This is a genomic window from Ornithinibacillus caprae (assembly GCF_009728145.1).
GTDB classification, from domain to species: domain Bacteria; phylum Bacillota; class Bacilli; order Bacillales; family Amphibacillaceae; genus Ornithinibacillus; species Ornithinibacillus caprae.
In genome coordinates this window covers 1-25,838 of the sequence record NZ_WOCA01000012.1, presented here as the reverse complement: position 1 = coordinate 25,838, position 25,838 = coordinate 1, and the positions used below count along the sequence as shown (strand labels likewise).

25 protein-coding genes are annotated in these 25,838 nt (G+C 35.4%); 23 read left to right on the top strand and 2 right to left on the bottom strand.

The features are described 5' to 3' along the window. Positions 1 to 8 precede the first annotated feature (8 nt). From GMD78_RS14210 to GMD78_RS14185, 6 genes are all read left to right on the top strand, one after another. The gene (locus GMD78_RS14210) at positions 9 to 305 is read left to right on the top strand and encodes an inner-membrane translocator (protein ID WP_155669463.1); all 297 of its coding nucleotides are present in this window, start codon (positions 9 to 11) and stop codon (positions 303 to 305) included. Between the two features lie 87 nt (positions 306 to 392). Continuing rightward, positions 393 to 1,094 (top strand): Nif3-like dinuclear metal center hexameric protein, encoded by a 702-nt coding sequence (locus tag GMD78_RS14205; RefSeq protein WP_246187667.1) that lies wholly within the window; start codon positions 393 to 395, stop codon positions 1,092 to 1,094. A 32-nt stretch (positions 1,095 to 1,126) separates the two neighbouring features. Then, a complete protein-coding gene (locus tag GMD78_RS14200; protein ID WP_155669462.1) occupies positions 1,127 to 1,663 on the top strand; it encodes a GNAT family N-acetyltransferase in 537 nt (178 codons plus the stop codon). Positions 1,664 to 1,890: 227 nt separating this feature from the next. Continuing rightward, positions 1,891 to 2,169: a hypothetical protein gene (locus GMD78_RS14195; protein WP_196493831.1), complete on the top strand. Its 279-nt coding sequence runs from the start codon at positions 1,891 to 1,893 to the stop codon at positions 2,167 to 2,169. A gap of 247 nt (positions 2,170 to 2,416) precedes the next feature. Next, positions 2,417 to 3,019 carry a VanZ family protein gene (locus tag GMD78_RS14190; RefSeq protein ID WP_155669460.1) on the top strand — a complete coding sequence of 201 codons (603 nt, stop codon included), beginning with the start codon at positions 2,417 to 2,419 and terminating at the stop codon, positions 3,017 to 3,019. A gap of 46 nt (positions 3,020 to 3,065) precedes the next feature. Then, positions 3,066 to 3,887, top strand: a complete 822-nt coding sequence (locus tag GMD78_RS14185; RefSeq protein ID WP_155669459.1) for a GNAT family N-acetyltransferase — start codon at positions 3,066 to 3,068, stop codon at positions 3,885 to 3,887. A gap of 57 nt (positions 3,888 to 3,944) precedes the next feature. Here the strand turns inward: GMD78_RS14185 and GMD78_RS14180 are convergent, their stop codons facing one another. Next, positions 3,945 to 5,648 (bottom strand): Rqc2 family fibronectin-binding protein, encoded by a 1,704-nt coding sequence (locus tag GMD78_RS14180; protein ID WP_155669458.1) that lies wholly within the window; start codon positions 5,646 to 5,648, stop codon positions 3,945 to 3,947. Positions 5,649 to 5,761: 113 nt separating this feature from the next. Between GMD78_RS14180 and GMD78_RS14175 the strand changes: the two genes are divergently transcribed. The 15 genes from GMD78_RS14175 (at position 5,762) to spoVM (ending at position 22,371) form a co-directional block, all read left to right on the top strand. Beyond that, positions 5,762 to 8,419: a calcium-translocating P-type ATPase, SERCA-type gene (locus GMD78_RS14175; RefSeq protein WP_343042336.1), complete on the top strand. Its 2,658-nt coding sequence runs from the start codon at positions 5,762 to 5,764 to the stop codon at positions 8,417 to 8,419. A gap of 181 nt (positions 8,420 to 8,600) precedes the next feature. Continuing rightward, positions 8,601 to 9,482 carry a YicC/YloC family endoribonuclease gene (locus tag GMD78_RS14165; protein WP_155669577.1) on the top strand — a complete coding sequence of 294 codons (882 nt, stop codon included), beginning with the start codon at positions 8,601 to 8,603 and terminating at the stop codon, positions 9,480 to 9,482. Between the two features lie 93 nt (positions 9,483 to 9,575). Next, the gene (gene remA, locus GMD78_RS14160; protein ID WP_155669457.1) at positions 9,576 to 9,836 is read left to right on the top strand and encodes an extracellular matrix/biofilm regulator RemA; all 261 of its coding nucleotides are present in this window, start codon (positions 9,576 to 9,578) and stop codon (positions 9,834 to 9,836) included. Positions 9,837 to 9,875: 39 nt separating this feature from the next. Continuing rightward, complete coding sequence (gene gmk / locus GMD78_RS14155) at positions 9,876 to 10,496, top strand: guanylate kinase (protein ID WP_155669456.1); 621 nt, start codon at positions 9,876 to 9,878, stop codon at positions 10,494 to 10,496. Continuing rightward, entirely contained in the window at positions 10,493 to 10,693 is a 201-nt protein-coding gene (rpoZ, locus tag GMD78_RS14150) for a DNA-directed RNA polymerase subunit omega (RefSeq protein ID WP_155669455.1), read from the top strand. Before gmk ends, rpoZ begins: the two co-directional genes overlap by 4 nt. A gap of 454 nt (positions 10,694 to 11,147) precedes the next feature. Beyond that, entirely contained in the window at positions 11,148 to 12,356 is a 1,209-nt protein-coding gene (gene coaBC, locus GMD78_RS14145) for a bifunctional phosphopantothenoylcysteine decarboxylase/phosphopantothenate--cysteine ligase CoaBC (protein ID WP_155669454.1), read from the top strand. Continuing rightward, positions 12,353 to 14,761, top strand: a complete 2,409-nt coding sequence (priA, locus tag GMD78_RS14140; protein WP_343042335.1) for a primosomal protein N' — start codon at positions 12,353 to 12,355, stop codon at positions 14,759 to 14,761. The genes coaBC and priA overlap by 4 nt, the downstream gene beginning before the upstream one ends. Positions 14,762 to 14,775: 14 nt before the next feature. Continuing rightward, positions 14,776 to 15,717: a methionyl-tRNA formyltransferase gene (gene fmt, locus GMD78_RS14135; RefSeq protein ID WP_155669453.1), complete on the top strand. Its 942-nt coding sequence runs from the start codon at positions 14,776 to 14,778 to the stop codon at positions 15,715 to 15,717. Between the two features lies 1 nt (position 15,718). Then, positions 15,719 to 17,068 carry a 16S rRNA (cytosine(967)-C(5))-methyltransferase RsmB gene (gene rsmB, locus GMD78_RS14130; protein ID WP_155669452.1) on the top strand — a complete coding sequence of 450 codons (1,350 nt, stop codon included), beginning with the start codon at positions 15,719 to 15,721 and terminating at the stop codon, positions 17,066 to 17,068. Positions 17,069 to 17,225: 157 nt separating this feature from the next. Further along, the gene (locus GMD78_RS14125; protein WP_155669451.1) at positions 17,226 to 17,984 is read left to right on the top strand and encodes a Stp1/IreP family PP2C-type Ser/Thr phosphatase; all 759 of its coding nucleotides are present in this window, start codon (positions 17,226 to 17,228) and stop codon (positions 17,982 to 17,984) included. Further along, positions 17,984 to 20,038 carry a Stk1 family PASTA domain-containing Ser/Thr kinase gene (pknB, locus tag GMD78_RS14120; RefSeq protein WP_155669450.1) on the top strand — a complete coding sequence of 685 codons (2,055 nt, stop codon included), beginning with the start codon at positions 17,984 to 17,986 and terminating at the stop codon, positions 20,036 to 20,038. Before GMD78_RS14125 ends, pknB begins: the two co-directional genes overlap by 1 nt. Next, positions 20,039 to 20,920: a ribosome small subunit-dependent GTPase A gene (gene rsgA, locus GMD78_RS14115; RefSeq protein WP_155669449.1), complete on the top strand. Its 882-nt coding sequence runs from the start codon at positions 20,039 to 20,041 to the stop codon at positions 20,918 to 20,920. Between the two features lie 4 nt (positions 20,921 to 20,924). After that, complete coding sequence (gene rpe / locus GMD78_RS14110; RefSeq protein ID WP_155669448.1) at positions 20,925 to 21,578, top strand: ribulose-phosphate 3-epimerase; 654 nt, start codon at positions 20,925 to 20,927, stop codon at positions 21,576 to 21,578. 13 nt (positions 21,579 to 21,591) lie between these two features. Then, positions 21,592 to 22,242 carry a thiamine diphosphokinase gene (locus GMD78_RS14105; RefSeq protein WP_155669447.1) on the top strand — a complete coding sequence of 217 codons (651 nt, stop codon included), beginning with the start codon at positions 21,592 to 21,594 and terminating at the stop codon, positions 22,240 to 22,242. Between the two features lie 45 nt (positions 22,243 to 22,287). Then, positions 22,288 to 22,371, top strand: a complete 84-nt coding sequence (gene spoVM, locus GMD78_RS14100) for a stage V sporulation protein SpoVM (RefSeq protein WP_155669575.1) — start codon at positions 22,288 to 22,290, stop codon at positions 22,369 to 22,371. Between the two features lie 727 nt (positions 22,372 to 23,098). Here the strand turns inward: spoVM and rpmB are convergent. Further along, positions 23,099 to 23,287 carry a 50S ribosomal protein L28 gene (gene rpmB, locus GMD78_RS14095; RefSeq protein WP_072886868.1) on the bottom strand — a complete coding sequence of 63 codons (189 nt, stop codon included), beginning with the start codon at positions 23,285 to 23,287 and terminating at the stop codon, positions 23,099 to 23,101. 300 nt (positions 23,288 to 23,587) lie between these two features. On the opposite strand from rpmB, the gene GMD78_RS14090 reads away from it, so the two are divergent. Together GMD78_RS14090 and GMD78_RS14085 are read left to right on the top strand one after the other, a co-directional pair. After that, the gene (locus tag GMD78_RS14090) at positions 23,588 to 23,950 is read left to right on the top strand and encodes an Asp23/Gls24 family envelope stress response protein (protein ID WP_155669446.1); all 363 of its coding nucleotides are present in this window, start codon (positions 23,588 to 23,590) and stop codon (positions 23,948 to 23,950) included. 34 nt (positions 23,951 to 23,984) lie between these two features. Next, positions 23,985 to 25,646, top strand: coding sequence for a DAK2 domain-containing protein (locus GMD78_RS14085; protein ID WP_343042334.1), 1,662 nt, complete (start codon positions 23,985 to 23,987; stop codon positions 25,644 to 25,646). Positions 25,647 to 25,838: the final 192 nt, after the last annotated feature.

The following is a 25,838-nucleotide window of genomic DNA, read 5'->3' as shown; positions in this document are numbered from 1 at the left end:
GATATTAAATGGGGGATTTTCTGTTAGTATTTTTTATTTTTTTACTTATTTTACTAAATGTTGCATGTTATAAATTATACAAAAAAGGAAAAATTGCTCTCTTTTTAGTAGGAATCATTATACTACTAGTTGCACCCGTCCTTGGTTTCATAAGTGGTTCTTTATTTTATACTACTGGAGGGGGACAGGGAGCTGGCTTCGGTGGAGCTTTTTTAGGACTATTAACTGTAATTAATGGACTTATAATTATTTTAATTAGTGTTGTTAGATGGATTATAATTTCTATAACTTCAAAACAAAAATAGGTCAATAAAAATAAACATGGAGGATATACAATGAATTTAGAAACATTCGAACAAACGATTAATGAGGTTTTCATAAGGAGTTGTTAGATGAATTTGAAGATGACTTTTGGGTTCACATATAAATCCAATAACGAGATTTCAACTGTTGGATATTCTACGAATCTATCGATCGAGATTATTGAGCAAGCAATCGAGTCCAATGTTGACTTAATTATTACACATCATGACGCATGGGATTTTATCCATGGATTAAGGAATGCTTGTAAAAATAAATTAAAAGAAAATAACATAAGTCATTTTTGGGTTCATGGTCCGTTAGATTTCGTGGATTTCGGATCCTGTACATCGCTAATGAAAGTCATCGAGGTTGACACTATTGAAAAGTACTCTGAATATCATAATGGTGATTTACCAGGAGTTGTGGAATTTACCCATCAAATCGATTTGGACGTGCTTGTTGGTAGAATGAAACAAAAATTAAATGAACCAATTAGAGCCTGGAAAAACAATGAAAAAAGGGTGCAGAAAGTTGGGGTATTAACTGGAGCAGGCCACTCCACAGATCATATCAAGTTAGCAGTTGACGATGGGTGTGATACATATATTACTGGAGAAGCTACTTTATACACGATTCAATATGCACAATTTGCTGGGATTAATCTTCTGGTTGGAAGCCATACGTTTACAGAGATTTTTGGTGTGGAAAGTCTAGCGAATAAAGTAAAGGAATCAAATGATGAAATAAGATTAATCCAACTTAAAGAAGAACATTTCGAATTAAACCATTAATGGCCAAATGTATTGATAGAGGGAGGAAGCTTATGTTTTCGTCACAAAGATTACAGCTTCGTAAAGTTCATAGCTCTGATCTAGAGCAATACCACCGCTGGAGAAATGATTTAGATCTAATGACATCTACAAACCCAGCATTGGATTTATATTCTATAGATGAAACGAGGCATTTTGTAGAGAATGTATTAATGGATTCTAACTCATCTAAAAGTTATATGATAGAGGATAAATACAGTCAAAAAACGATAGGAATAACATCACTAATTAATTTGGATCTGAAAAATAGAAATGCAGAATGTATTATTGATATTGGCGAAAAAGACTACTGGGGAAAAGGGTATGGAACAGAAGCTTTGAACATACTATTAGACTATGCTTTTTTAGAACTTAACCTACATCGAGTGTCATTACGGGTTTATTCATTTAATAAAGCTGCGGTACACGTTTATCACAAGCTAGGCTTTAAAGAAGAAGGAAAGAGTCGCCAATCCTTATACAGAAAAGGGAGATGGCATGATGTAATATATATGGGGATATTAAAAGATGAATATATAGAGTTAGAGTAATGGTTTATTTCAATGGTTCATCAATTACATAACAGGATTCCTTATCTAGAAAACTTGTAACTATAAGTATATCAAAAGAACGATTGTTTAGGAGTGATTAAAATTAAGTTTAATAGGAAATTATTTTTCTTAATTGTGCTTTTTTTATTTTTGTCTTTGTAATGGTGTATACCTATAAAACTCATTTTAATTTGATTGGTTATAAGTATCATTTAGATGAGGAATCCATGATAATGACGATTGAGGAAGGACTAGTTCAAAAAGATACGTACGAAGTGGAAGTAACGACTAATCAGGCGCTTCGTATATTGATATCCATAAATCATGCAAATGAATTATGGATTTCTGGTTTACCTATTGTAGTTACGATTGCAATGAATATAATTCTGATATTAAAGACAAAAAGCAAGTATTATAAATGGTATTTAATCATTCTATCTGGATGTCTATTATTTTTTCCTTGTCTGGTATATCAATGTACATATAGATTTATACGAGAAAGTTAGTGCAATTGTAAAATCACTGAAAAAAATGGAATAAGAGGATTTAGATAACAAGTTAGTTGGAGAGGGATCATGATGGCTCTTAATTTAGCAAGTGGAATAGTAATACAGAGGATTCTCAAGTTCTGTTAGTAAAAGATAAAAGTATTACCTTTCGCCTTGGGGGAGGAACGGAGTACCGCGTTTTTTAACTTTGACCTAGATCAGGAGTAGACGACCATTTAAGTAGAGTAATGGAGATAGTAGGGAGTTGAAAGAAAATTTGTACATAATAGATGGTAGTTTATTAGTCGTACTTGGTACCTTTATATATTTGGTATATAGAGGATTAAAGATAAATAGGGAACGAAAGAAAATTAATAGGAAGAGGGAAGTAATTCTATTATTTTTTATTTTATATATGCTATTAGTTGTTTCCGTAACACTTTTTCCACTTCATCTTTGGATCGATTTTAAATTTGAAAATATCTCTAATAGTCTAAATTTAGTCCCAATATTATATGTTATACATAATTTAAAGATGATAGGTACCGCATATGGTGGGGATTCTTTATTTATGGTTGGGCTAATTATTAGAAATGTAGGAGGAAATATACTACTATTTATGCCTTTAGGTTTACTTACACCTATGATTTGGAAGAGGTTTAGAATTATAAATGCTATTATTCTCTTAAGCCTGTCCGTTTCAATTAGTATCGAATCCCTTCAATTTATAGAAATTTTATTCGGCCAATATGGGCGTGTAGTTGATATAGACGATATTATTTTTAATGTGTTAGGTGCAATTTTGGGATACGCTATTTACAAGGTTGTAACTAGAATTGCTAAGAAGTATAGTATTAAATTATTTTAATTTATATAGAATATCAATAATGCTCATTACAAATGGAGGCAGTACAATGATTTTTGAACTAAGTAAGGATGAATTTCATAAGTGTAAATCTATTATTAATGAAAATGGTTCTGTGGAAGTAAAGGCAGTTGTTTCAGGTGTTAATCCAGGGCGTATTTTTGTTGACCACCCAAATTTTCCTTCAACTGGGCTTATTTGGTTAGGAAATAATGACGGCTTTTATTTTATCGGAGATGAAAATAATGATGCCTTTAATCACGAATTAAACAGTTATATAGATTCTGTAATAATAAAAGAAGCAAAGAAAGTTGAACTAGCTTGGTTTGAAGGAATTGGGAATCACCCTCAATGGAATAAGACGATTGAAAGGATTTTTAAACACCGTAAGTTAGGTAGCTGGAATCAAAGAGTATATACGATTAATATAGAAGATTTTAGAGAAAAAATCGATCCTGAAATTGAGAAAGAGTACACCGTTTTTATGATTAATAAATCGCTATTTGAAAACGACTCTATCAAAAATAATGACTATCTTTATTCAAAAATACTTGAAACTTGGCCATCACTAGATGCGTTTTTTAGCAAAGGGGTTGGAATGTGCATCATTCACCAACAAGAAATTGTTAGCGTTTGTATTTCCAGCTTTGTTTTTGAAAATATACATTGTATAGATATTGAGACAATCAATAACCACCAGGGGAAGAAATTAGCACAAAAGGTAGCATACCGCTATGTTAAAGAATGCTTTGAGCGAGGTATTATTCCGTATTGGGATGTTATGGAAACAAATAAGCCTTCTATTACAGTTGCAGAACATATTGGATTTACCAAAGATTTTCAATATGTAGGTTATGAATTCACGTTATAATGAAACAAAGGAACGCCTATGAAACTAGGTGTGCTTCATAGGCGGTTTACGATTGTATTATTTTTTAAGTTTATCTACTACAGCTTTTTCTGGTGTTACAAATAACGTTTTCTGATTTTCATAGGTCACAAAACCAGGCTTCGCACCATTAGGTTTTTTAACATGGCGAATTTTTGTATAGTCCACTGGCACGGAAGAAGAGCTTCCAGACTTACTGAAATAGGCAGCCAGTTGTGCTGCTTCTAAAATAGTTTCTTCACTAGGATCCTTATCTCGTATTACAACATGTGACCCAGGAATATCTTTTGTATGCAACCAAACATCATCCCTGTGAGCAAGCTTCATGGTAACATATTCATTTTGTTTGTTATTTTTCCCAACCAAAATCAATGTGCCGTCTGTTGAAACATATTCTTCTGGATTTGGTTTCGTCGGTTTATTTTTCTTTTTGTGTTTTGTTTGCTTTTTCAAGTATCCTTCTTCACGAAGCTCTTCACGTATTTCTTCTATATCCTCTACACTCGCTACATCTATTTGCTGTAATAATTGATCTAAATAGCTCATTTCTTCATTTGTTTTAACTATTTCCTGTTTAACTACTTGTTTTGATGTTTTTAGCTTTTGATAGGTCTTGAAAAAGCTTTGTGCATTTTCGCTAGGTGTCTTATTTGGATTTAATTCTATTTCTATTTCATTCTGATCTGGATCGTAGTAATCTACAACCGAGATTTTGTTATCACCTGGAGAGATTAAATGCATATGTGCAGTTAATAGTTCTCCTTTTTTCTGATAAACTTCTGCGTTTTCGGCTTTTTTTAGTGTTTTTTCATGCTTCTTTAATTTACGCTCATTTTTATCTCTTTCATTTTTAATAAATCGATAGAGATCTTTTGCTTGTTGTTTGACTCGGTCTCGCTCAGCTTTTCCAGAATAAAATTCATCAAGCATCTCGTTTGTCGAAATAAATTCTTTAACATTTCCTTTAAAAGAGGTAATGGGTAATACATGAAAATCTTCTTTCGTATGCTTATAAATGGCTGGTACATACTCTTTATTTTTCAATTGCTCCTGAAACTTAATAAATGATTGCCTATATACTTCTGTTGATCCAAGCTTAGCCTTACTTACAAGCTCATTTGCAATAAATGGAGAAACACCAACTAGTAAGCTAACAATTTGTCTGTCTAATTTACCAGCATTAAAATCCAGTTTACGAATAAACGTATCCTCATCAATTTCAAGAGGATTCAGTTTATCTTGCTGTGGCGGCAATACATAGTCAGATCCTGGCAAAATGGTACGGTATCGATTTTGTGACATGGAAATATGTTTCAGACTATCAATAATCGTTCCCTTATCTTCATCCACAAGCATCACATTACTATGCTTTCCCATTAATTCCATGATCAGTTTTTTACTCGTAATATCTCCAATTTCATTTCGAGTTTTAATGGTAAACGTAACAATGCGTTCCATGCCATACTGCTCTATGGATTCAATAGTTGCTCCCGATAAATGCTTCCTTAAAACCATGCAAAACATTGGTGGTTCTTTAGGGTTTTGATATACATCGTCTGTTATATGTAAACGCGCATATGTAGGATGAATTGATAATAATAGGGTATGATTTTTCCCCTTACTTCTAATCGTAAATACTAGTTCCGAGTCTGTTGGTTGATATATTTTATTTATCTTTCCTGGAATTAATAGTTGTTGTAGTTCTTCTGTTACAGCTTTTGTAACAATTCCATCGAATGGCATTTGAATTCACCTCACATTCAATTATAGCATTTTTTCGGACAAGACTGCATAGATATTCTTATAGAGAGCAAGGACAAGTTTAATGTTTTGGATTACATGTGGAGGAATGTGATGTGAAGAAATGGTATCAGTTAGATGTAGAACGGGTTGAGCAGCAGTTACACGTGACAACTAGTAAAGGGTTATCTTCAAAACAAGTTGAACAACGAAGGAAGCAGTATGGAGATAATACACTTGAAGCAGAGAAAAATACCTCAAAATGGTTAATCTTTCTAAAGCAGTTTCAGGATTTTATGGTCATCGTGCTCCTCGCAGCAACTTTAATTGCTGGGATGCTTGGAGAGTATATTGATGCGATCGCAATTATGATAATTGTTCTTGTGAATGGATTTATTGGGTATTTTCAAGAACAAAAGGCAGAAAAGTCATTAGAAAAACTCAAAGAATTATCAGCTCCAATGGCAAATGTCTTAAGGGATCAGAAATGGGGAAAAATCTCTTCCCGTGAAGTTGTTGTCGGTGATATTGTTAAACTGAATAGTGGAGATCGTATCCCTGCCGATGTACGAATCGTTAAAGCGAATAACTTGGAAACAGAAGAATCAGCTTTAACAGGGGAATCATTACCAGTAATGAAACACGCTACAGCTATTTCCAGAAATGACCTCGATGCTCAGGACCAAGTGAATATGGGGTTCATGGGGACACTGGTCACTCGTGGTTCTGGAGTAGGTATCGTTGTAGGTACTGGAATGAATACGGTTATGGGACAAATTGCTTCATTAATGGCAAATACAAAAAAAGTTCCAACACCGTTAGAAAGAAAGCTAGCCGAACTTGGAAAAATATTAATTGTTGTAGCATTATTCTTAACGGTTTTAGTTGTAGCATTAGGGGTATTACAAGGACATCCTGTTTATAATATGTTCTTGGCCGGGGTTTCCTTGGCAGTCGCTGCGATACCAGAAGGGCTTCCTGCTATTGTTACCGTAGCATTATCATTAGGGGTACAGCGAATGATTCGGAAAAAAGCGATTGTCCGAAAACTATCTGCTGTTGAAACATTAGGTTGCGCTTCTGTTATTTGCTCAGATAAAACGGGTACGATGACAGAAAATCAAATGACGGTAAAAGAAGTCTATGTAAATGACCAAAATCTTCACGTTACCGGTGATGGGTATAATATTAGTGGGGATTACTTACTGAATGGAAAGGTAGTAGACCGCGAAAATAGTAATCTAGAGAAAATGCTTTTATATGGAATGCTATGTAATAATGCCTCCCTACAAGTAAAAAAAGGTAAGTATTATGTGGATGGGGATCCTACTGATGGAGCATTAGTTATTGCTGCAAGAAAAATTGGATTAACTCCTATGAGTAGTGAGGATTATAAGATAATTAAAGAAATTCCATTTGATTCAGATCGTAAACGAATGAGTGTTGTAGTTGAAGACCAGAACCATAAACGCTTTTTGATTACAAAAGGAGCACCAGATGTACTATTACCAAGATGTACGTATCTTTTCGATAACGAGCAAAGAAGAGTTCTTAAGCCAAAGGATCAAGAAAAAATAGAAGGTGCTATTGATGAAATGGCGGAAAAAGCTTTACGAACGATTGCTATTAGTATGCGTCCTTTATCGAATGAGGAATCATTGGATATGGCATTTTTAGAAAAGAATTTAACCTTTATTGGCTTATATGGAATGATTGATCCTCCTCGTAAAGAAGTTAAATCAGCAATTGAAGAATGTAGACAAGCTGGTATAAAAACAGTAATGATAACAGGAGATCATGTAAAAACTGCTCGTGCTATCGCTACAAATTTAAATCTATTGCCTGACAATGGACTAGTCCTAGAGGGATACCAGTTAAACCAGATGTCAGTAGAAGAGTTAGAAGATATTATTGAAGATGTTTATGTATTTGCGAGAGTAACCCCCGAACATAAACTGAAAATAGTAAAAGCATTTCAAGAACGAGGTCATATCGTTGCGATGACAGGGGATGGAGTAAATGACGCTCCAGCAATAAAAGCAAGTGATATTGGCATTAGTATGGGGATTAGTGGTACAGACGTTACCAAAGAAGCTTCCTCTTTAGTTTTGATGGATGATAATTTTGCAACCATTAAAGCTGCAATAAAAGAAGGAAGAAATATTTATGAAAATATCCGTAAATTTATTCGTTATTTACTGGCTTCAAATGTCGGGGAAATTCTAGTTATGTTATTTGCTATGTTACTTGCTATGCCATTACCGTTAGTGCCTGTTCAAATCTTATGGGTTAACTTAGTTACGGATGGACTTCCTGCTATGGCATTAGGTCTAGACAAACCAGAAGATGACGTCATGAAAAAAGGTCCCCGTAATCCAAAGGAAGGGATATTTGCTAGAGGGCTAGGTTGGAAGATAATAAGTCGAGGATTTTTAATTGGAATAGTAACACTGATCGCCTTTATGCTAGCATACCAAAATAACCCAGACAATTTAATATACGGTCAAACAATGGCATTTACAACACTAGTTATGGCTCAGTTAATTCATGTTTTTGATTGTCGTAGTGAAAATTCAGTATTTGATCGAAATCCATTTGAAAATATGTATCTAGTTCTTGCTGTTTTATCATCTGTACTTTTATTACTTGTTGTCATTTACTGGGCTCCATTACAGCCAGTATTCCACACAACAGCATTAGGATTACGTGATTGGATGTTAATCCTGGGCTTAAGTTCTTTACCAACCGTTCTTTTTGGTTTTACAAAAAAATAATTTAGATGAAGAACCCTACATATCCTTTAGGGTTCTTCTTTTTGAAGATAAAGCATATTTCATATCTTTAAAGTGATATGCCCTTGTTAAAAGGATAGTCATAAATGGGTGGCAAAATTCTAGTTTTCTAATTATACTATTAGGAGTACAAACCATAAAAGTACGAATGGATGTGAAGTTTATGGTAATGAGCATGACTGGATATGGAAGAGAAAGTATTGAAATGGAGAATACAACAATTACCGTAGAAATTCGAACTGTTAATCACCGGTTTCTTGATTTTACCCCTAAAATTCCTCGTTCCTTATTGTACCTTGAGGATAAAATTAAGAAAGTGGCACAGTCACATTTTAATAGAGGTAGAATAGAAGTCTTTATTAGTATAGAAGGAGAAAAATTTGTTCAAAAGAAATTACATACAGATTGGGAGTTAATGGATCAATTTTTTAGTGATATTCAGGAAGCTAGGAACAGGTACCAATTATCAGGGGAAATACCTGTCACCATGCTTACCTCGATACCTGAATTAATTACATTACAGGAAAATGATAGTCAACCAACTGGATTACAGGAAGCGATCATACAAAGTATCGAAAAAGCATGTATACAAGTCAATAAGCGAAGATTAGAAGAAGGACAATTCTTATCGAATGATATACTGGAACGAGTAAAAACGATACGAAGTATGGTATTATTATTAGAGACACGCAGAAGTGAAGTAATTGAAGAATATAGGTCCCGAATTCATAGTAGGATTGAAGAATACATAGATGAGTCTCCGACTGTAGATGCAAACCGTATTCATCAAGAAATTGCTATCCTAGCTGAAAAGGGTGATATTACTGAGGAAATAACACGATTATTAAGCCACCTAAACCATTTTGAAGAATTAATGAAAACAGATGAACCAATTGGGAGAAAATTAGATTTTATTCTACAGGAAATGCATCGTGAAACAAATACAATTGGTTCAAAATCTACGGATAGTCAAATAGGTGAGTGGACAGTCTCATTAAAAAGTGATATCGAAAAGATTAAAGAACAGATACAAAACATTGAATGATTTTAGTTGTAATTTTTCTCGATTATTTCTTATAATTGATTTACAATTAAAAAGCAGTTCAGTAAGATGTAGAGATATTAAGGGGGAGCTAAATTGGGCTTACAATTAATTAATATAGGATTCGGTAATGTGGTTTCTGCAAATAGGGTGATTTCTATTGTCTCACCAGAATCAGCTCCTATTAAACGTATCATTACTGTAGCAAGAGAGAACAATAAATTAGTAGATGCTACTTATGGAAGACGGACAAGAGCAGTAATCATTGCTGATAGTGATCATGTTATCTTATCAGCAGTTCAACCCGAAACCGTTGGACAGCGTGTGTTAAGTCATGATGAAATGACGGATGAGTAGCTCGTTGCTACATTTTTCATATACTTAGGAGGAAACATTTTGATTGAAGAAAAAGGTATACTATTTATTCTTTCCGGTCCATCAGGTGTAGGAAAGGGTACCGTGAGAAAAGAACTTTTTGATCGGAAAACGGACTTGAAATACTCTATATCTATGACAACGAGAGATATTAGACCGGGTGAAAAAGATGGTGTAGATTATTTTTATAAGTCGAAAGAAGAATTTGAGTCGTTAATAAAACAAAATAAACTGTTAGAATATGCTCAATTTGTTAATAATTATTACGGCACACCTAGGGAATACGTCGAAAAAACTTTAGCTGAAGGATATGATGTATTTCTAGAAATTGAGGTTCAAGGTGCACTTCAAGTGAAAAAGAATTTTCCAGAGGGTGTATTTATCTTTTTATTCCCACCAAGTTTAGAGGAATTGAAGAATCGAATTGTTAACCGAGGTACGGAATCAGAGGAATTAATCTTAAATCGTTTAAAAGAAGCTCGTAAAGAAATTGAATTGATGGACGCTTATGATTATGTTGTTGTAAATGATGATATAGATCATGCAGTAACGAAAATTCAATCGATTATTCAAAGTGAGCATTGTAAACGTGAGCGAATCGCTAAGCAATACAAGAAAATACTGGAGGATGATATCTTATGATGTTAGAGCCATCAATTGATAAATTACAAGAAATTATAAAATCAAAGTATACATTAGTTACATTGTCAGCTAAGCGAGCTAGACAGCTTCGCGAAGTAGATAACCTAAAAATTGAAAATCCGAAGTCTGATAAGTTTGTTGGTATGGCTCTTGAAGAAATTCAAGCTGGTGAATTAAAATTAGAAGAGAATAATTAAGTTTATCCCTCGCTCAATATGGTGCGAGGGTTTTATATTTTGACAGTTTTCTATAAGGTTGCAAAGTTTTAAAAAGGAGAAATCATAACTTGTAAATTCATTTAAATAACGGAACGAGGAGCCGAAAGATTCAATGGAGCTGATCCTTATTCCGTCGCATGCACAAATAGATAGAAATACGCAGAAACTTTGTCGTAAATTTTAGCTTACATCCGCCCTTCGAAACGAGTGCGATAACACAGCTACGGCAGAATACTTCGCTTTCACTTCCAGAACAACGAAGAAAATACACGTACTTATAAGTTACTGTGCATTTTACATAAATAGTAACCAACTATTTAAAACAAGTAATTAAACTATATTCTTCAAAACGACATAATTAGATTCTGATCGTTTTTATGGTATAAATAGACTATGGTAGAATATTGAACGTTGATAGAGAGGGGTATACCTTATGTTACAAAATAAAAATATCGTTTTAGGTGTCTCTGGAGGTATTGCTGCCTATAAAGCTTGTGCACTAACAAGTAAATTGACGCAGCAAGGAGCAAATGTAAGGGTGATCATGACTGAAAGTGCTACTCAATTTGTATCCCCTTTAACTTTTCAAGCTCTTTCTCGAAATCCAGTATATACAGATACATTTGATGAGAAGGATCCTGAAAAAATTGCACATATTGACTTAGCGGATTGGGCTGATATTATAATTGTTGCTCCTGCAACAGCAAATGTGATCGGGAAAATGGCAGTTGGTATTGCAGATGATATGCTAACAACTACACTTCTTGCTACAAAAGCAACTATTTATATCGCTCCTGCCATGAATGTTAATATGTACGATCATCCTGCCGTAGTTCGTAATATGAAGCAATTAGAAACTTGGGGATACCATTTTATAGAGCCAGGAGCAGGATATCTTGCTTGTGGTTGGATTGGAAAAGGTAGACTAGAAGAGCCAGAGAGCATTATCGATGTAATTATTCAACATCAATCGAAATCTACCGTTTTAATAGGGAAAAAGGTACTAATTTCCGCTGGTCCCACTAGAGAAAAAATAGACCCAGTACGTTTTTTCACAAATAGATCTACAGGTAAAATGGGGTTTTCTTTGGCTGAAGCTGCGGCAAATATGGGGGCAGAGGTTACTTTAGTTACTGGCCCTGTTGCCCTTGAAACTAGTACTAGCCGAATTGAACGAATAGATGTCACTACTTCTGAAGAAATGTACCAAATCATGCATCAAAAATTTTTTGAACATGATATTGTAATTAAATCAGCTGCAGTTGCAGATTATCGACCGAAAGTTACATTTGAAGAAAAAATGAAAAAGCAAGATGGTAATTTACATATTGAGATGGAGCGCACAAAGGACATCTTACAGTCCTTAGGAGAGAAAAAAACGACGCAATTTCTTGTTGGGTTTGCTGCAGAGACAACGAACCCCTTAGACTATGGGATTAAAAAGCTTAAGAAGAAAAATTTAGATGCTATTGTCATTAATAATGTTGCGATCGAGGGTGCTGGTTTTGGAGGAGATACAAATATTGCTACATATGTAAATAAGCAATTACAACAAGAAGAAATTGAATTAGCCTCCAAATATAATGTTGCACAAAAAATTCTGTCCTTTATCATTCGGGATATGAAGGATGAAACACCGTGAATATTGCGAAAGTAATTGTAGATGTCCAGGCAAAGGAAATCAATCAAACATTTGATTATTTAATTCCAGATAGGTTCAAAGATATTTTATCTTTAGGTATGCGTGTTATAGTTCCTTTTGGCCCAAGGAAGATTTCTGGCTTTGTGGTTGGGAAAGCTTCTAGTTCATCTTTTAGTAATTTAAAGGAAATTGTTGATGTTTTAGATTTAACACCGGTGTTGACAGGTGAATTATTACAATTAGGAAAGTGGGTAGCTGAGGATACGTTGACTTTATACATTACAGCTTATCAAGCAATGCTACCACAGGTGTTAAAATCTCAATATAAGAAAGAATTAATACGTACAGAAGGTGCGGAATTGCCACCGGAATTGGAACATCTTTTTGCTGGTAGAGATATTATTGCTTATGAGGAATTTGAACATTCAACGATTCGTTATTCACAGCTACAAAAGGCGATTCAAGTTGGCAGTATTAGTGTGAATTATATCGTTAAATCAAAAATAACCAAAAAGCAAATTTCAATGATACGTCCAGCGAAAGAAGAGCATTTATTAGAGGAAGCATACTTGGAAATGCCTAAACAAGCTAACAAACAGCGTGAATTATTAGCGTATTTTATTCAACATCCTAAAGAAATTGAGCAAAGTAAACTACTCAACTTATTAGGTACAACAAGGTCAACGTTAAAGCCGTTACTGGATAAAGGGCTATTAACTGCTTTTAAATCAGAAGTTTATCGCAACCCATATAATGATGATGCATTTGAAAAAACATATCCATTGGATTTAACAGATCAACAAAAACAAGCTATTGCTCCTATTAAAGAAAATATTGCACAAGAAAAGCATAATGTCGTTCTCCTACATGGGATAACTGGTAGCGGTAAAACAGAAGTGTATTTGCAGGCAATACAGGATGTTATTGAAAAAGGAAAGGAAGCTATTTTACTAGTTCCGGAAATAGCTCTGACTCCACAAATGGTTAAACGATTTAAAGGAAGGTTTGGAGCTAATGTCGCTGTTATGCATAGTGCATTATCTAACGGCGAGAAATATGATGAATGGAGAAAAATTCACCGGAAGGAAGTTAAAGTAGTTGTTGGAGCTAGATCAGCGATATTTGCCCCATTCGAAAACATTGGAATCATTATTATCGATGAAGAGCATGAAACCACCTATAAGCAGGAGGATCAACCACGCTACCATGCTAGAGACGTAGCAATCAAGCGCGGGCAATATTATAATTGTCCGGTTGTTTTAGGAAGTGCTACTCCAACACTAGAATCGTTTGCACGAGCTAAAAAAGGTGTCTATGAACTTGCTACTTTAGATAAACGTACAAATAATCAGGACATGCCAGAGGTTTCTATAGTTGATATGCGCGAAGAACTTCACGCAGGCAATCGAACGATGTTTTCTAGAGCGTTAAAGGAAAAAATGGAACAAGCAATTAGTCGCGGGGAACAAATAGTTCTATTACTAAATAGGCGTGGATATTCTACGTTTGTTATGTGTAGGGATTGTGGTCATGTTACCGAGTGCCCACATTGTGACATTGCACTAACCTATCATAAGAATAGTAACCTACTTAAATGTCATTATTGTTCCTACGAGGAAAGAATGCCTACAGAATGTCCATCCTGTACAAGTGATTTAATTCGATATTTTGGTACGGGAACACAACGGGTTGAAGAAGCCTTGACACAATTATTACCTGAGGCTCGTGTGATCCGAATGGATGTGGACACGACAAGAAGAAAAGGTGCTCATGAGAAACTATTAAAGCAGTTTGCTGATAAGGAAGCAGATATCTTACTAGGTACCCAAATGATTGCTAAAGGACTAGATTTTGAAAATGTCACGTTAGTAGGTGTATTAACAGCAGATTCCATGCTTCACTTACCAGATTTTAGATCAAGTGAAAAAACATTTCAGTTACTAACTCAAGTTAGTGGCCGCGCAGGAAGACATGAATTAACTGGAGAAGTTGTTGTTCAAACGTATACTCCAGATCATTATAGTATAGAACTTGCTAGTAAGTATGATTTTAGTGAGTTTTTTAAACAGGAAATGAAGATGCGTCGAACATTCCACTATCCTCCTTATTTCTTTTTAGCACTCATTACTGTATCACATACGAATCAAGTAAAGGTTGTACAAGTGACACAGAACATTGTACAAACATTACTTTCACAAGTGAATAATGAAACAGTGGTGTTAGGTCCAACGCCATCACCAATTACACGGATGAAGGATAGATATCGTTATCAGTGCATGATAAAATATAGAAACGAACCACAATTACGGTTATATATTCAACAGATACTTGAGCAATTTCAGGATGAAGTTCGAAAAGAAGATTTATTAATAACAGTTGATATGCAACCATATCATCTTATGTAGAAAGAAGGTTAAGCATGAAACGTATTGTATTTATGGGAACACCAGATTTTTCGGTGCCAGTATTAAAAATGCTAACAGATTCTGATTATGAAGTAGTGTTAGTAGTAACACAACCTGATCGACCAAAAGGACGGAAAAAAATATTGACACCACCACCTGTGAAAGTAGAGGCTGAGAGACAAGGTATCCCTGTATTTCAACCAGAGAAATTAAAAAATGAATATGAAAAAATCTTAAGCTATAAACCAGATATTATTGTTACTGCTGCTTATGGTCAGCTTCTTCCTAATGAATTATTGGAAACACCATCACATGGATGCATTAATGTTCATGCATCTCTTTTACCAGAATTAAGAGGCGGTGCTCCAATTCATTATGCGATCATAGAAGGGAAGCGTGAAACAGGCATTACCATTATGTATATGGCTGAAAAATTAGATGCAGGTGATATTTTGACGCAACGAAGTATACCGATCGAGCGTGATGACCACGTAGGTAGCATACATGATAAACTTTCCGTATTGGGTGCAGAATTATTAAAGGAAACGTTACCGAAATTGTTTGCAGGTGAACTGGAACCAATTCAACAAGATGAGTCCAAGGCTACCTTTGCTTCAAATATAAAACGGGATCAAGAAAAAATTGATTGGTCGCTATCGAATGAAGCGATCTACAATCAAGTAAGAGGACTACATCCATGGCCGGTTGCCTTTACTACTTATGAAGGAAACGTAATGAAGATCTGGTGGGGGCAGCCTGTAAATCAGGAATATGATGAAGATCCTGGAAGTATTGTAGATAAGCCAAATGATGAAGCTTTTATTGTTGTTTGTGGCAATAAAAAAGGATTTAAAGTTACTGAAATCCAGCCTGCTGGTAAAAAAAGGATGGCAGTGAAACAGTTTTTACAAGGATCAAGTGATCGAATCAAAATAGGAACCAAATTGGGTGATTAAAATGGAGAAGTTTATACTTAGAAATACCATTATTGACCTATTGCTGCGTATTGAACAAGATAGTGGCTATAGTCATTTATTAATAGACAAAGAAATAAAAAAACAACATATATCACCGAAAGATGAAGGACTATTAACGGAAATTGTTTATGGAACAATTAACCGTAAAATCACATTAGACTATTATATTAATCATTTTGTTAAGGCGAAGAAAAAAATGGAACCATGGGTTATCATGCTATTACGTATGTCTTTTTACCAAATGATTTATCTAAATAAGGTGCCAGACCATGCAATTATTCATGAAGCGGTCGAAATCGCTAAAAGAAGAGGTCATAAAGGTATTTCTTCACTTGTAAACGGAGTACTTCGAAATGTACAACGTAATGGGGTACCAAGCACCTCATTGATTGAGGATGAAGTGGAACGGCTAGCTGTTGAAACAAGTCATCCTACCTGGCTAGTAAAACGCTGGATTAAGCATTATGGAGATGAAATGACGAAACAAATGTGTGAAGCAAATTTAACGCAAAAAGCGCATTCAATTCGTGTTCAACCGTTAAAAATCTCTCGAGATGAGGCGATGGAGCAATTAATTAACGAAGGATATGAGGTTAGACCGTCCATTTTCTCTGAGCAAGGTATTATTATTGATAAAGGAAATATTTTAAAATCAGCGTTATTTAAAAACGGATACGTCACGATTCAAGATCAAAGCTCTATGTTGGTTGGAGAAATGTTACAGCCAAAACCAGGCATGCAAGTGTTAGATGCATGTAGTGCCCCAGGCGGGAAAGTAACACATATTGCTGAAAAAATGGAGAATAAGGGCTGGATTGATGCTCATGATCTCCATGCGAAAAAAATAAAATTAATTGATCAGAAAGCATCAGAGCTAGAGCTAACGATTATCGATGCCAAAAAAGCTGATGCTAGACATTTACAAGAACTATATGAGGAAAACTCATTTGACCGTATCCTAGTTGATGCGCCTTGTTCTGGGCTTGGCGTTATACGTGGAAAACCTGACATTAAATATAATAAAAAAATATCAGATATAACTAATTTAGCTACCATTCAGTTAGCAATTTTGAATAGTGTTTCACCATTATTAAAAAAGGATGGCGTACTTATTTATAGTACTTGTACGGTAGATCCTGAAGAAAATGAAGAAGTAGTAAAGAAATTTTTACAACAGAATACCGACTATCTTGTGGACAAGTCATTTTTTAATGACCTTCCGCAAGGGATACAAGATTCACCAGGAGTTACAGAATTAGGGTTACAACTCTTTCCGCAAACTTTTCAGACAGATGGATTTTTTCTGACCCGTTTCATTCGTACAACCTAATTTTGGGCAATAATTGAAATTCCTACTAATGAAGTTGTATAGTATGATAAGATACAAAAAAATATGCTTTTAACTATATTCTAATATTCTTATAGAGTTTTTTGTGTAATACTTATAGTAGTAAATTAGTGCTGGTTTTTTATAAAGGGGTGGAAGAATGATAGGACATTTTTTAAGTGACCGGGGAAAAGTGAGAAGTCATAATGAAGATTCTGGTGGAGTCTTTTTCAACGATGCTGGTCAGTTACTAGCGATCATTGCCGATGGGATGGGGGGACATCAAGCAGGCGATGTGGCTAGTGAAATGGCTACTACATTTATTGAAGAGAAATGGCAACAAAAAGACAGTTTTTCCTCACCAGAACAAGTAGAAGAATGGCTCGGACAAGTCATTGAAGAAGTGAATGACACCATTTATAAGCATTCGCTAGAAAAAGAAGAATGTCAAGGAATGGGTACGACACTTGTAGCTGCTGTGTGTACCTCTGAATATATTACAGTAGCCCATATCGGAGATAGTAGATGCTATCTTTATGATCAAAACGAGTTTAAACAATTAACAGAAGACCATTCTTTAGTTAATGCGCTAGTACAATCTGGACAAATAACAAAAGAAGAAGCTAACCATCACCCCAGAAAAAATGTTGTTTTAAAGGCATTAGGAACAGAAGCAAGTGTAGAATCAGATATTCAAACAATTAGCTGGGAAGAAGGAGACAAGCTATTATTGTGCTCCGATGGTTTAACAGATAAAGTGTTAGATGATGAAATCCTTGAATATCTGAAAGATGTAACACAAGGAATCGAAGAAATTGGGCAGCAATTGGTTGATTTAGCTAATGACCGTGGTGGAGAAGATAATGTTTCTCTTATAATTGTAAAGCATGAAATGTCTGTGAAAGTAGGTGAAAATTAATGTTAAAAGGTCACCTATTAAATGATCGTTACCGAATAAAAGATACCATCGGTGGCGGTGGTATGGCAGATGTTTATTTGGCAAAGGATATTATTTTAGATCGAGATGTAGCAATTAAAGTTTTACGAATGGAATATGCCAATGATGAGGAATTTATAGCCCGTTTTGACAGGGAAGCTCAATCGGCAACAAGTCTTTCACATCCTAATATCGTAAGCATATATGATGTAGGTGAAGAAGATAAAATTCTATTTATGGCCATGGAATATGTGGATGGTATGACGTTAAAGGAATACATACAACGATATGGGCCAATTGATGTCCCCGAAGCAATTGACATTATGAAGCAAATAACTTCTGCTATTGCTCACGCCCATGAAAATGAAATCGTTCATCGTGATATTAAACCCCAAAATATTTTGATTGATACATATGGACATATCAAAGTTACAGATTTCGGTATTGCTATGGCATTAAGTGCGACCTCACTTACACAAACAAATTCTGTCTTAGGGTCAGTCCACTACTTGTCACCAGAACAGGCAAGGGGTGGTTTAGCTACAAAGAAATCAGATATATATTCACTGGGGATAGTATTTTTTGAGTTATTAACTGGACGCTTGCCATTTTCTGGTCAATCCCCAGTGTCAATTGCGTTAAAACATTTACAAAGCGAAACACCTTCTGTCAGGCGTTTTAATCAAGAGGTTCCACAAAGTGTCGAGAACATTGTTTTACGTGCAACAGCAAAGGATCCGTTTCATCGCTTCAATACAGTTTACGACATGGAAACCAGTCTAGAGTCTGCATTAGATCCAAGTAAACTTAACGAAGACCGATATGCTCCTCCTTCTGAAGTTGGAGAAGAAACAAAGGCTATTCCAATTATTACTGATAATCAACTACTCAATCATGAGCATCAAGATACAATTGTACACCAAACAAATGGGGACACGAAAAAAGTAGAAGATGAAAAACCTCATAAAAAGGAAAAAGGAAATAAGCCGAAGAAGAAAAAGGATAAGAACAAGAAAAAAAGTAGAAAAAAGAAATGGATTATTACGTCCATTATTCTATTTATTCTACTTGCTTCAATTGTAGCAGCATTGTTCATTATACCAGGAATCATGAAGCCTAAAGAAGTAACTATTCCTGATGTCACAGAGTGGGAGTATGAAGATGCAGTTGATGAGTTGGAAAGTTTAAATTTAAACGTTGAACAAGAAGAAATTTTTTCTGAGGACATTGAAGAAGGTTATGTTGTAAAAACAGATCCTAGAGCTGGTAGGTCTGCACTAGAAAATTCAACTGTTACTGTATTTGTAAGTCAAGGAAAAGAAAAAGAAGAATTCGAGGATTATGTAGGAAGAGATTATAGCCAAGTAAAACGACTATTAGAACAAAAAGGATACAAAGAAGTAGAATCTCAAGAAAAACATTCTGATAAACCTGAAGGTGAAATCATTGCACATGTTGATCCTTATCCAGGAAGCGAAGTAGTTCCAAGTGAAACAACTGTAATTTTCGAAGTGAGTATAGGGCCAGAACTAGTAGAGCTAAATAATTTAAGAGGCCTAACAGAAGCAGAAGCAGAGGATTATTTAGATTCAGTTGGTCTCAAAATGAAGCGGCATGAAGAAAACTCTGATAGTGTACCTGAAGGTCAAGTTATCCGTCATAGCCCAGATGCAAATGCTTCTTTAGAAAAAGGTGAAGAAGTGGATGTTTATATATCTACGGGACCAGAGGAAATACCTCCTAGATCACATTCTGTCACTTTCACTGTTCCTTATTTCGAGGAGTCAGGAACTGGAGAAGATGATGAAGAAAATCCTGATGAATCCACTGACGAACCTAAGGAACAGCAGGTGTTGATTTATATCGATGACATGGATAACAGTATGGATACACCAGCAAGAGAAGAAATGATCACGCAGGATACTCGATTTACGATTACGCTTTTAATAGAACCGGGGTCTTCAGCATCTTACAGGGTTACACGTGACGGAGAAGAGATATTTAATGAAACAATACCGTATGAAGAGGGTGACTAAATGGCTGATGGCAGAATTATAAAGGCTTTAAGTGGATTTTACTATGTACAAACAGATGATGGGATTTATCAATGTAAAGGTAGAGGCGTTTTTCGAAAAAAGAAAATTACGCCTCTAGTAGGTGATTTTGTTACATTTGATATTGATGACAACGATGAAGGTTATATTTCGGAAATAAAACCTAGGACAACTGAATTAGTACGTCCACCAATTGCAAATATTAATCAAGCGATTATCGTTAGTTCTGCCACCATGCCAGACTTTAGTACAACGTTATTGGATCGTTTCTTAGTTTTAATTGAATCAAAAGGAATCCAACCAATTATTTTTATCACGAAAATAGACGCAATTGACAAAGAGGGATTACAGGAAATCAAAACTTATAAAAGAGAGTATGAATCGATTGGCTATACAGTAGAGTTACTCTCTACTAAACTGCCGACCGATTTAGAACGAATTAAACATTATTTCTCAGAGAATGTATCGGTTATTGCGGGACAGTCAGGTGTTGGTAAATCTTCACTTTTAAACACGTTAAATCCCCAACTTCTATTGAAAACAGCAGATATATCCAAAAGCTTGGGTAGAGGGAAACATACTACACGACATGTCGAGTTAGTGGAAGTAGGAGATGGATTAGTTGCGGACACCCCAGGATTCAGTGCGCTAGATTTTGATGAAATTGAATTAGAAGATCTTCCACTTTGTTTTCCAGAAATGAGAGAGAGAATCGACCAATGTAAGTTTCGTGGATGTATGCATTTGAAAGAGCCTAAGTGTGCTGTGAAACAAGCTGTTGATGCAGGAGAGATCTCCTCCTATAGATATGAACACTATGCAAACTTTGTAGAAGAAATTCAATCCAGAAAGCCGAGGTATTAATATCATGACGAAAATTGCACCATCAATATTATCAGCTGATTTTGCAAAGCTTGGACAGGAAATAAAAGAAGTAGAAAGCGGAGGAGCAGAATATATTCATGTCGATGTTATGGACGGTCATTTTGTTCCAAACATCACAATAGGACCCTTAATTGTTGATGCGATTAAACCAGTGACGAATTTGCCACTAGATGTACATCTTATGATCGAAAATCCAGATTCTTATATTGAAGCATTTGCCAGCGCTGGTGCTTCTATTATTTCTGTACATCAAGAAGCAAGTGTACACTTGCATCGAACCATTCAACTCATTAAGAGTACTGGAGTTAAAGCGGGAGTTGTTATTAATCCTGCTACACCTGTAGAAATGATTCGAGATATTTTACCCGATGTAGATCTAGTATTAATTATGACAGTGAATCCAGGTTTTGGTGGTCAATCATTTATCCATAATACACTTGGTAAAATAGAACAAGTTGCTAAATGGCGTGAAGAATTAAGTTTGAATTTTGAAATTGAAGTAGATGGTGGAGTGAATATGAAGACTGCTAAGTTATGTACAGATGCAGGTGCTGATGTATTAGTTGCTGGAAGTGCCGTGTTCAATCAAGAGGACAGAAAGCAAGCTATCCAGGATATTTTAGAAGCAACCAAATAATGGAGTTTTTGCTATGACGATCGTAGGAATCGTAGGTAGTGGACCTACTGACATATTACCCAAATTTGTTGAATATCAAAGTAAGGTAGACTATTGGATTGGTGCCGATCGTGGTGCTTATACCTTACTTGAAAACAATATTAATATAGATTTTGCCATTGGTGATTTTGATTCCATTACCATGGATGAAAAAGAAAAAATCCGACGTGCTGCAAGCAATTTCAAGGAATTTACAGCAGAGAAAGATGAAACAGATATTGAACTCGCATTATTACAAGCTTATGAGCTAAAACCAACTAAAATTATGCTATTTGCAGTTACGGGTGGAAGGTTAGATCATACACTAGCAAATATACAATTATTAATGTCTATAAAAAATAGAAAGATTGATGCAGTAATTATAGATCAACAAAATCAAGTGGAATTAACATTACCAGGAAAGTATGTGGTGGAAAAGGATGATGAATATCCAAATATATCTTTTTTGCCAATTACTGATCGGGTAAAAGGCTTAACACTAACTGGTTTCTACTATCCATTGACTGATGAAACAATATTCTTTGGCTCAACTCGTTGCATTTCAAACAAGCTTCTTTTAAATAATGGTACTTTTTCGTACAGTGAAGGCATACTATTATTTATAAAGAGTCGTGATTTAACATAAACGATTCACATGTAGTTTTGTTTGTAAACGGAGGAGGGCGAACTTATGAAATTTTATACTATTAAGCTCCCAAGATTTCTCGGTGGTTTTGTTCGTGTTGTGATCGGTGTATTTAAGAAAGATAAGTAGTAAAAAAGTATGCTTTTGTCAATAATTATTGACAGAAGCTCTTTTTTTTCATACAAGCTGTTTTGCATCATAATTGAAGTAAAGTGCGACATATCTTGGCGTTTAAATTATCTTACATCCGTTCCTTTGAAACGACTGCGATAACACCGCTACAGCAGAATACTTCGCTTTCCGCGGGCACGGCCTCAGCTTCCTCGGAAGCAAAACCACCTTCCAGCGGGATCTTCGGACACGTGCTGGTCCCGCAGGACAAGGAATGCTTCGACAGTATTACATCGCACGAAGAAAATTGGTTTTTATTTTCGAGGAGTCTACGTATTCTACCTACGCTGGTGGTGGTACTCTAATTATTGTAACGCTTAATCCCCTGATATATATGATAAGTACTTTACATCAAAAGAAACAAGAGAGATTTATAGAATTGCAGTACAACATAGCGGAGAAAATACACGAAGACTCCTGCGGGAGGAAAGGCATAGGTGAGATCCCGCAGTGCGACAGCACGAGGAAGCTCACCAGCCGCCCGCGGAAAGCGAAGTGTATTTTTGGAGCGGTGTTAGGAGCATTACGTGACTGCGCATTCTACATCTATTGTCTATCAAACTAATCAAAAAGAACCTTCTTAAAGACGGATACTCAAGAGGAACTATGTATTTGTGGGAAATGAAAAAAAGCACCTATAATGGGTGCTTTTCAACTAATGTAAAGCTGTAATTCTACAGGTATATTATACGCGCTCAACTTTACCTGATTTAAGGGCGCGTGCAGAAACATAAACACGTTTAGGCTTACCATCTACCATAATACGAACTTTTTGCACATTAGCTTTCCAATTACGTTTGTTGGAATTCATAGCGTGAGAACGTTGGTTTCCACTGCGAGTTTTACGGCCAGTTACAACACATTTTCTTGCCATGTTAATCACTCCTACTCTAACAAGTATCATTTCATACTTATACAATTTATCACAACTTGAGAGTAATTGCAATATATGTATAAAGAAAAATATCTTGACAGATTAACATGAATCGTTCATTGTAATAAGGGGCAAATTAGTCTGATAGAAATAATGAACTTAATGTCGAAAGCCTTATTCGCACTTATGCTAGTTAAGAAAGTTTTCCTTTCTTAACCGTCAAGATAGCAAGGATTCTTTCATAATTGTTTAGCTTGTAGTAAAATAAACATATGATAAAAGTATTAAAGGAGGATTATGATGTCCATAGAACTTAATACAAATGATGGTCATGTTACAATTACCAATGAAGTGATTGCTACCATAGCGGGTGGAGCAGCAGTAGAATGTTATGGAATAGTAGGGATGGCTTCTAAAAGTCAAATTCGTGACGGGATTGCTGAGATCCTAAGAAAAGAAAACTATTCTCGTGGAGTTGTGGTAAGACAAGAGGATAATCATTTGCATGTTGATATGTATATTATTGTTAGTTATGGTACGAAAATATCTGAGGTAGCACATAACGTACAATCACAGGTTAAATATACATTAAATAAATCATTAGGATTGTCCATTGATTCAGTAAATATTTACATACAAGGAGTACGCGTAGCAAAAGACTAATATTGCTGGCCATGAGTTAAGAGGAGGAAGTATAGTGACGGTTCAAAAGTTAGATGGCATAACTTTTTCGCAAATGGTACTCTCTGGAGCTCACCATTTAACGAATAATGCCAAAAAAATTGATGCATTAAATGTATTTCCGGTGCCCGATGGTGATACAGGAACAAACATGAATTTATCGATGACATCTGGTGCAAACGAAGTAAAGAAAATAAAATCTGAAAATATATCTGAAGTTGCTCAAAGCTTTTCGAAAGGGTTACTTATGGGAGCAAGAGGTAACTCAGGTGTTATTTTATCGCAAATTTTCCGAGGTTTTGCTAAGGGAATGGATAAGAAGCAATCGTTAACAGCAAAAGATTTAGCAACTGCCTTTGACAGTGGTGTACAAACAGCGTATAAAGCTGTTATGAAACCTGTTGAGGGAACGATTTTAACCGTAGCTAAAGATGCAGCAAAAGAAGCAGTAGAAGTTTCTAAAGCGGAAAAAGATATTATAGTGCTTATGGAAAAAGTTTTAGCAGAAGCTAAAGCATCCCTAAAACGCACACCAGACCTACTTCCAGTGTTAAAGGAAGTAGGAGTAGTCGATTCAGGTGGACAAGGTCTTGTCACCGTCTATGAAGGGTTTTTGGCTGCGTTAAAGGGTGAAGAACTTCCTGAAAGTGTTGACACGGTAGAAATGGAAGAAATGGTTAACGCCGAACACCATAAATCTGCTCAAGATTTCATGGATACATCTGAAATTGAGTTTGGTTATTGTACTGAATTCATGGTGAAATTCGAAGAAGAAAAAACGAAAGAAAATCCATTTGATGAAGAAGCATTTCGCAATGAATTGAGTGAGCATGGAGATTCATTATTAGTTGTTTCTGATGATGAAATTGTTAAAGTTCATGTACATGCAGAGTATCCAGGAGATGTGTTGTCGATTGGCCAACGCTTCGGTAGCTTGATTAATATGAAAATAGAAAATATGCGAGAACAGCATACAGCAATTGTTGGAGATAAAGAAAAGGCTCCTGCACCAAATGAGAAAGTCCCGTATGCAATTGTAACAGTTGCAATGGGTTCAGGATTAAAGACGTTATTTGAGAGCCTCGGTGCTTCTGTTGTTATTGAAGGCGGACAAACGATGAATCCAAGTACGCAAGATATCGCTGAAGCGGTTCAAAAGGCTAACGCGAAAAATGTCTTGATCTTGCCTAATAACAAAAACATTATTATGGCAGCAGAACAGGCAGCAGAGCTTTCAGAGGAAAATGTTGCAGTTGTCCCTACAAAAACCATTCCACAAGGGATTAGTGCGTTATTAGCATTCCATCCTGAAGAAAACATTTCTGCTAATAAGAATACTATGGAAGAAGCAAGCTCTCAGGTGAAAACTGGACAAGTTACCTATGCTGTACGTGATACACAGATTGATGGTATCACCATTGAGAATGGCAATTTCATGGGCCTTGCAGATGGGAAAATTGTTGCAACTCATCAGGATAAAGCAGAAGCTGTTAAATTATTATTAAATGAATTAATTACGGAAGATGATGAAATTTTAACAATCCTACAAGGTGAAGACGTAAGCGATAAAGAAGTGGAAGAGCTTGTAGCTTATGTTGAAGATACATTTGAAGATGTTGAAATTGAAGTTCATAATGGTAATCAACCAATTTACTCGTATATTTTCTCAGTAGAATAAAAAGAATCGCCTTTCAAGTGAAAGGCGATTCTCAGGCTGTCGAAAAACCCTCGACAGCCTGTTTCTATTTAGAATACTTTAACAATTCACCGCGTTAATTTGTTATAATATAAGTAACAATACAAGGCGGTGGTAACTGTGTTTCATACTAGAAATAATACTCAAAATGAAGTGGAATTTGTAAGTATAGAA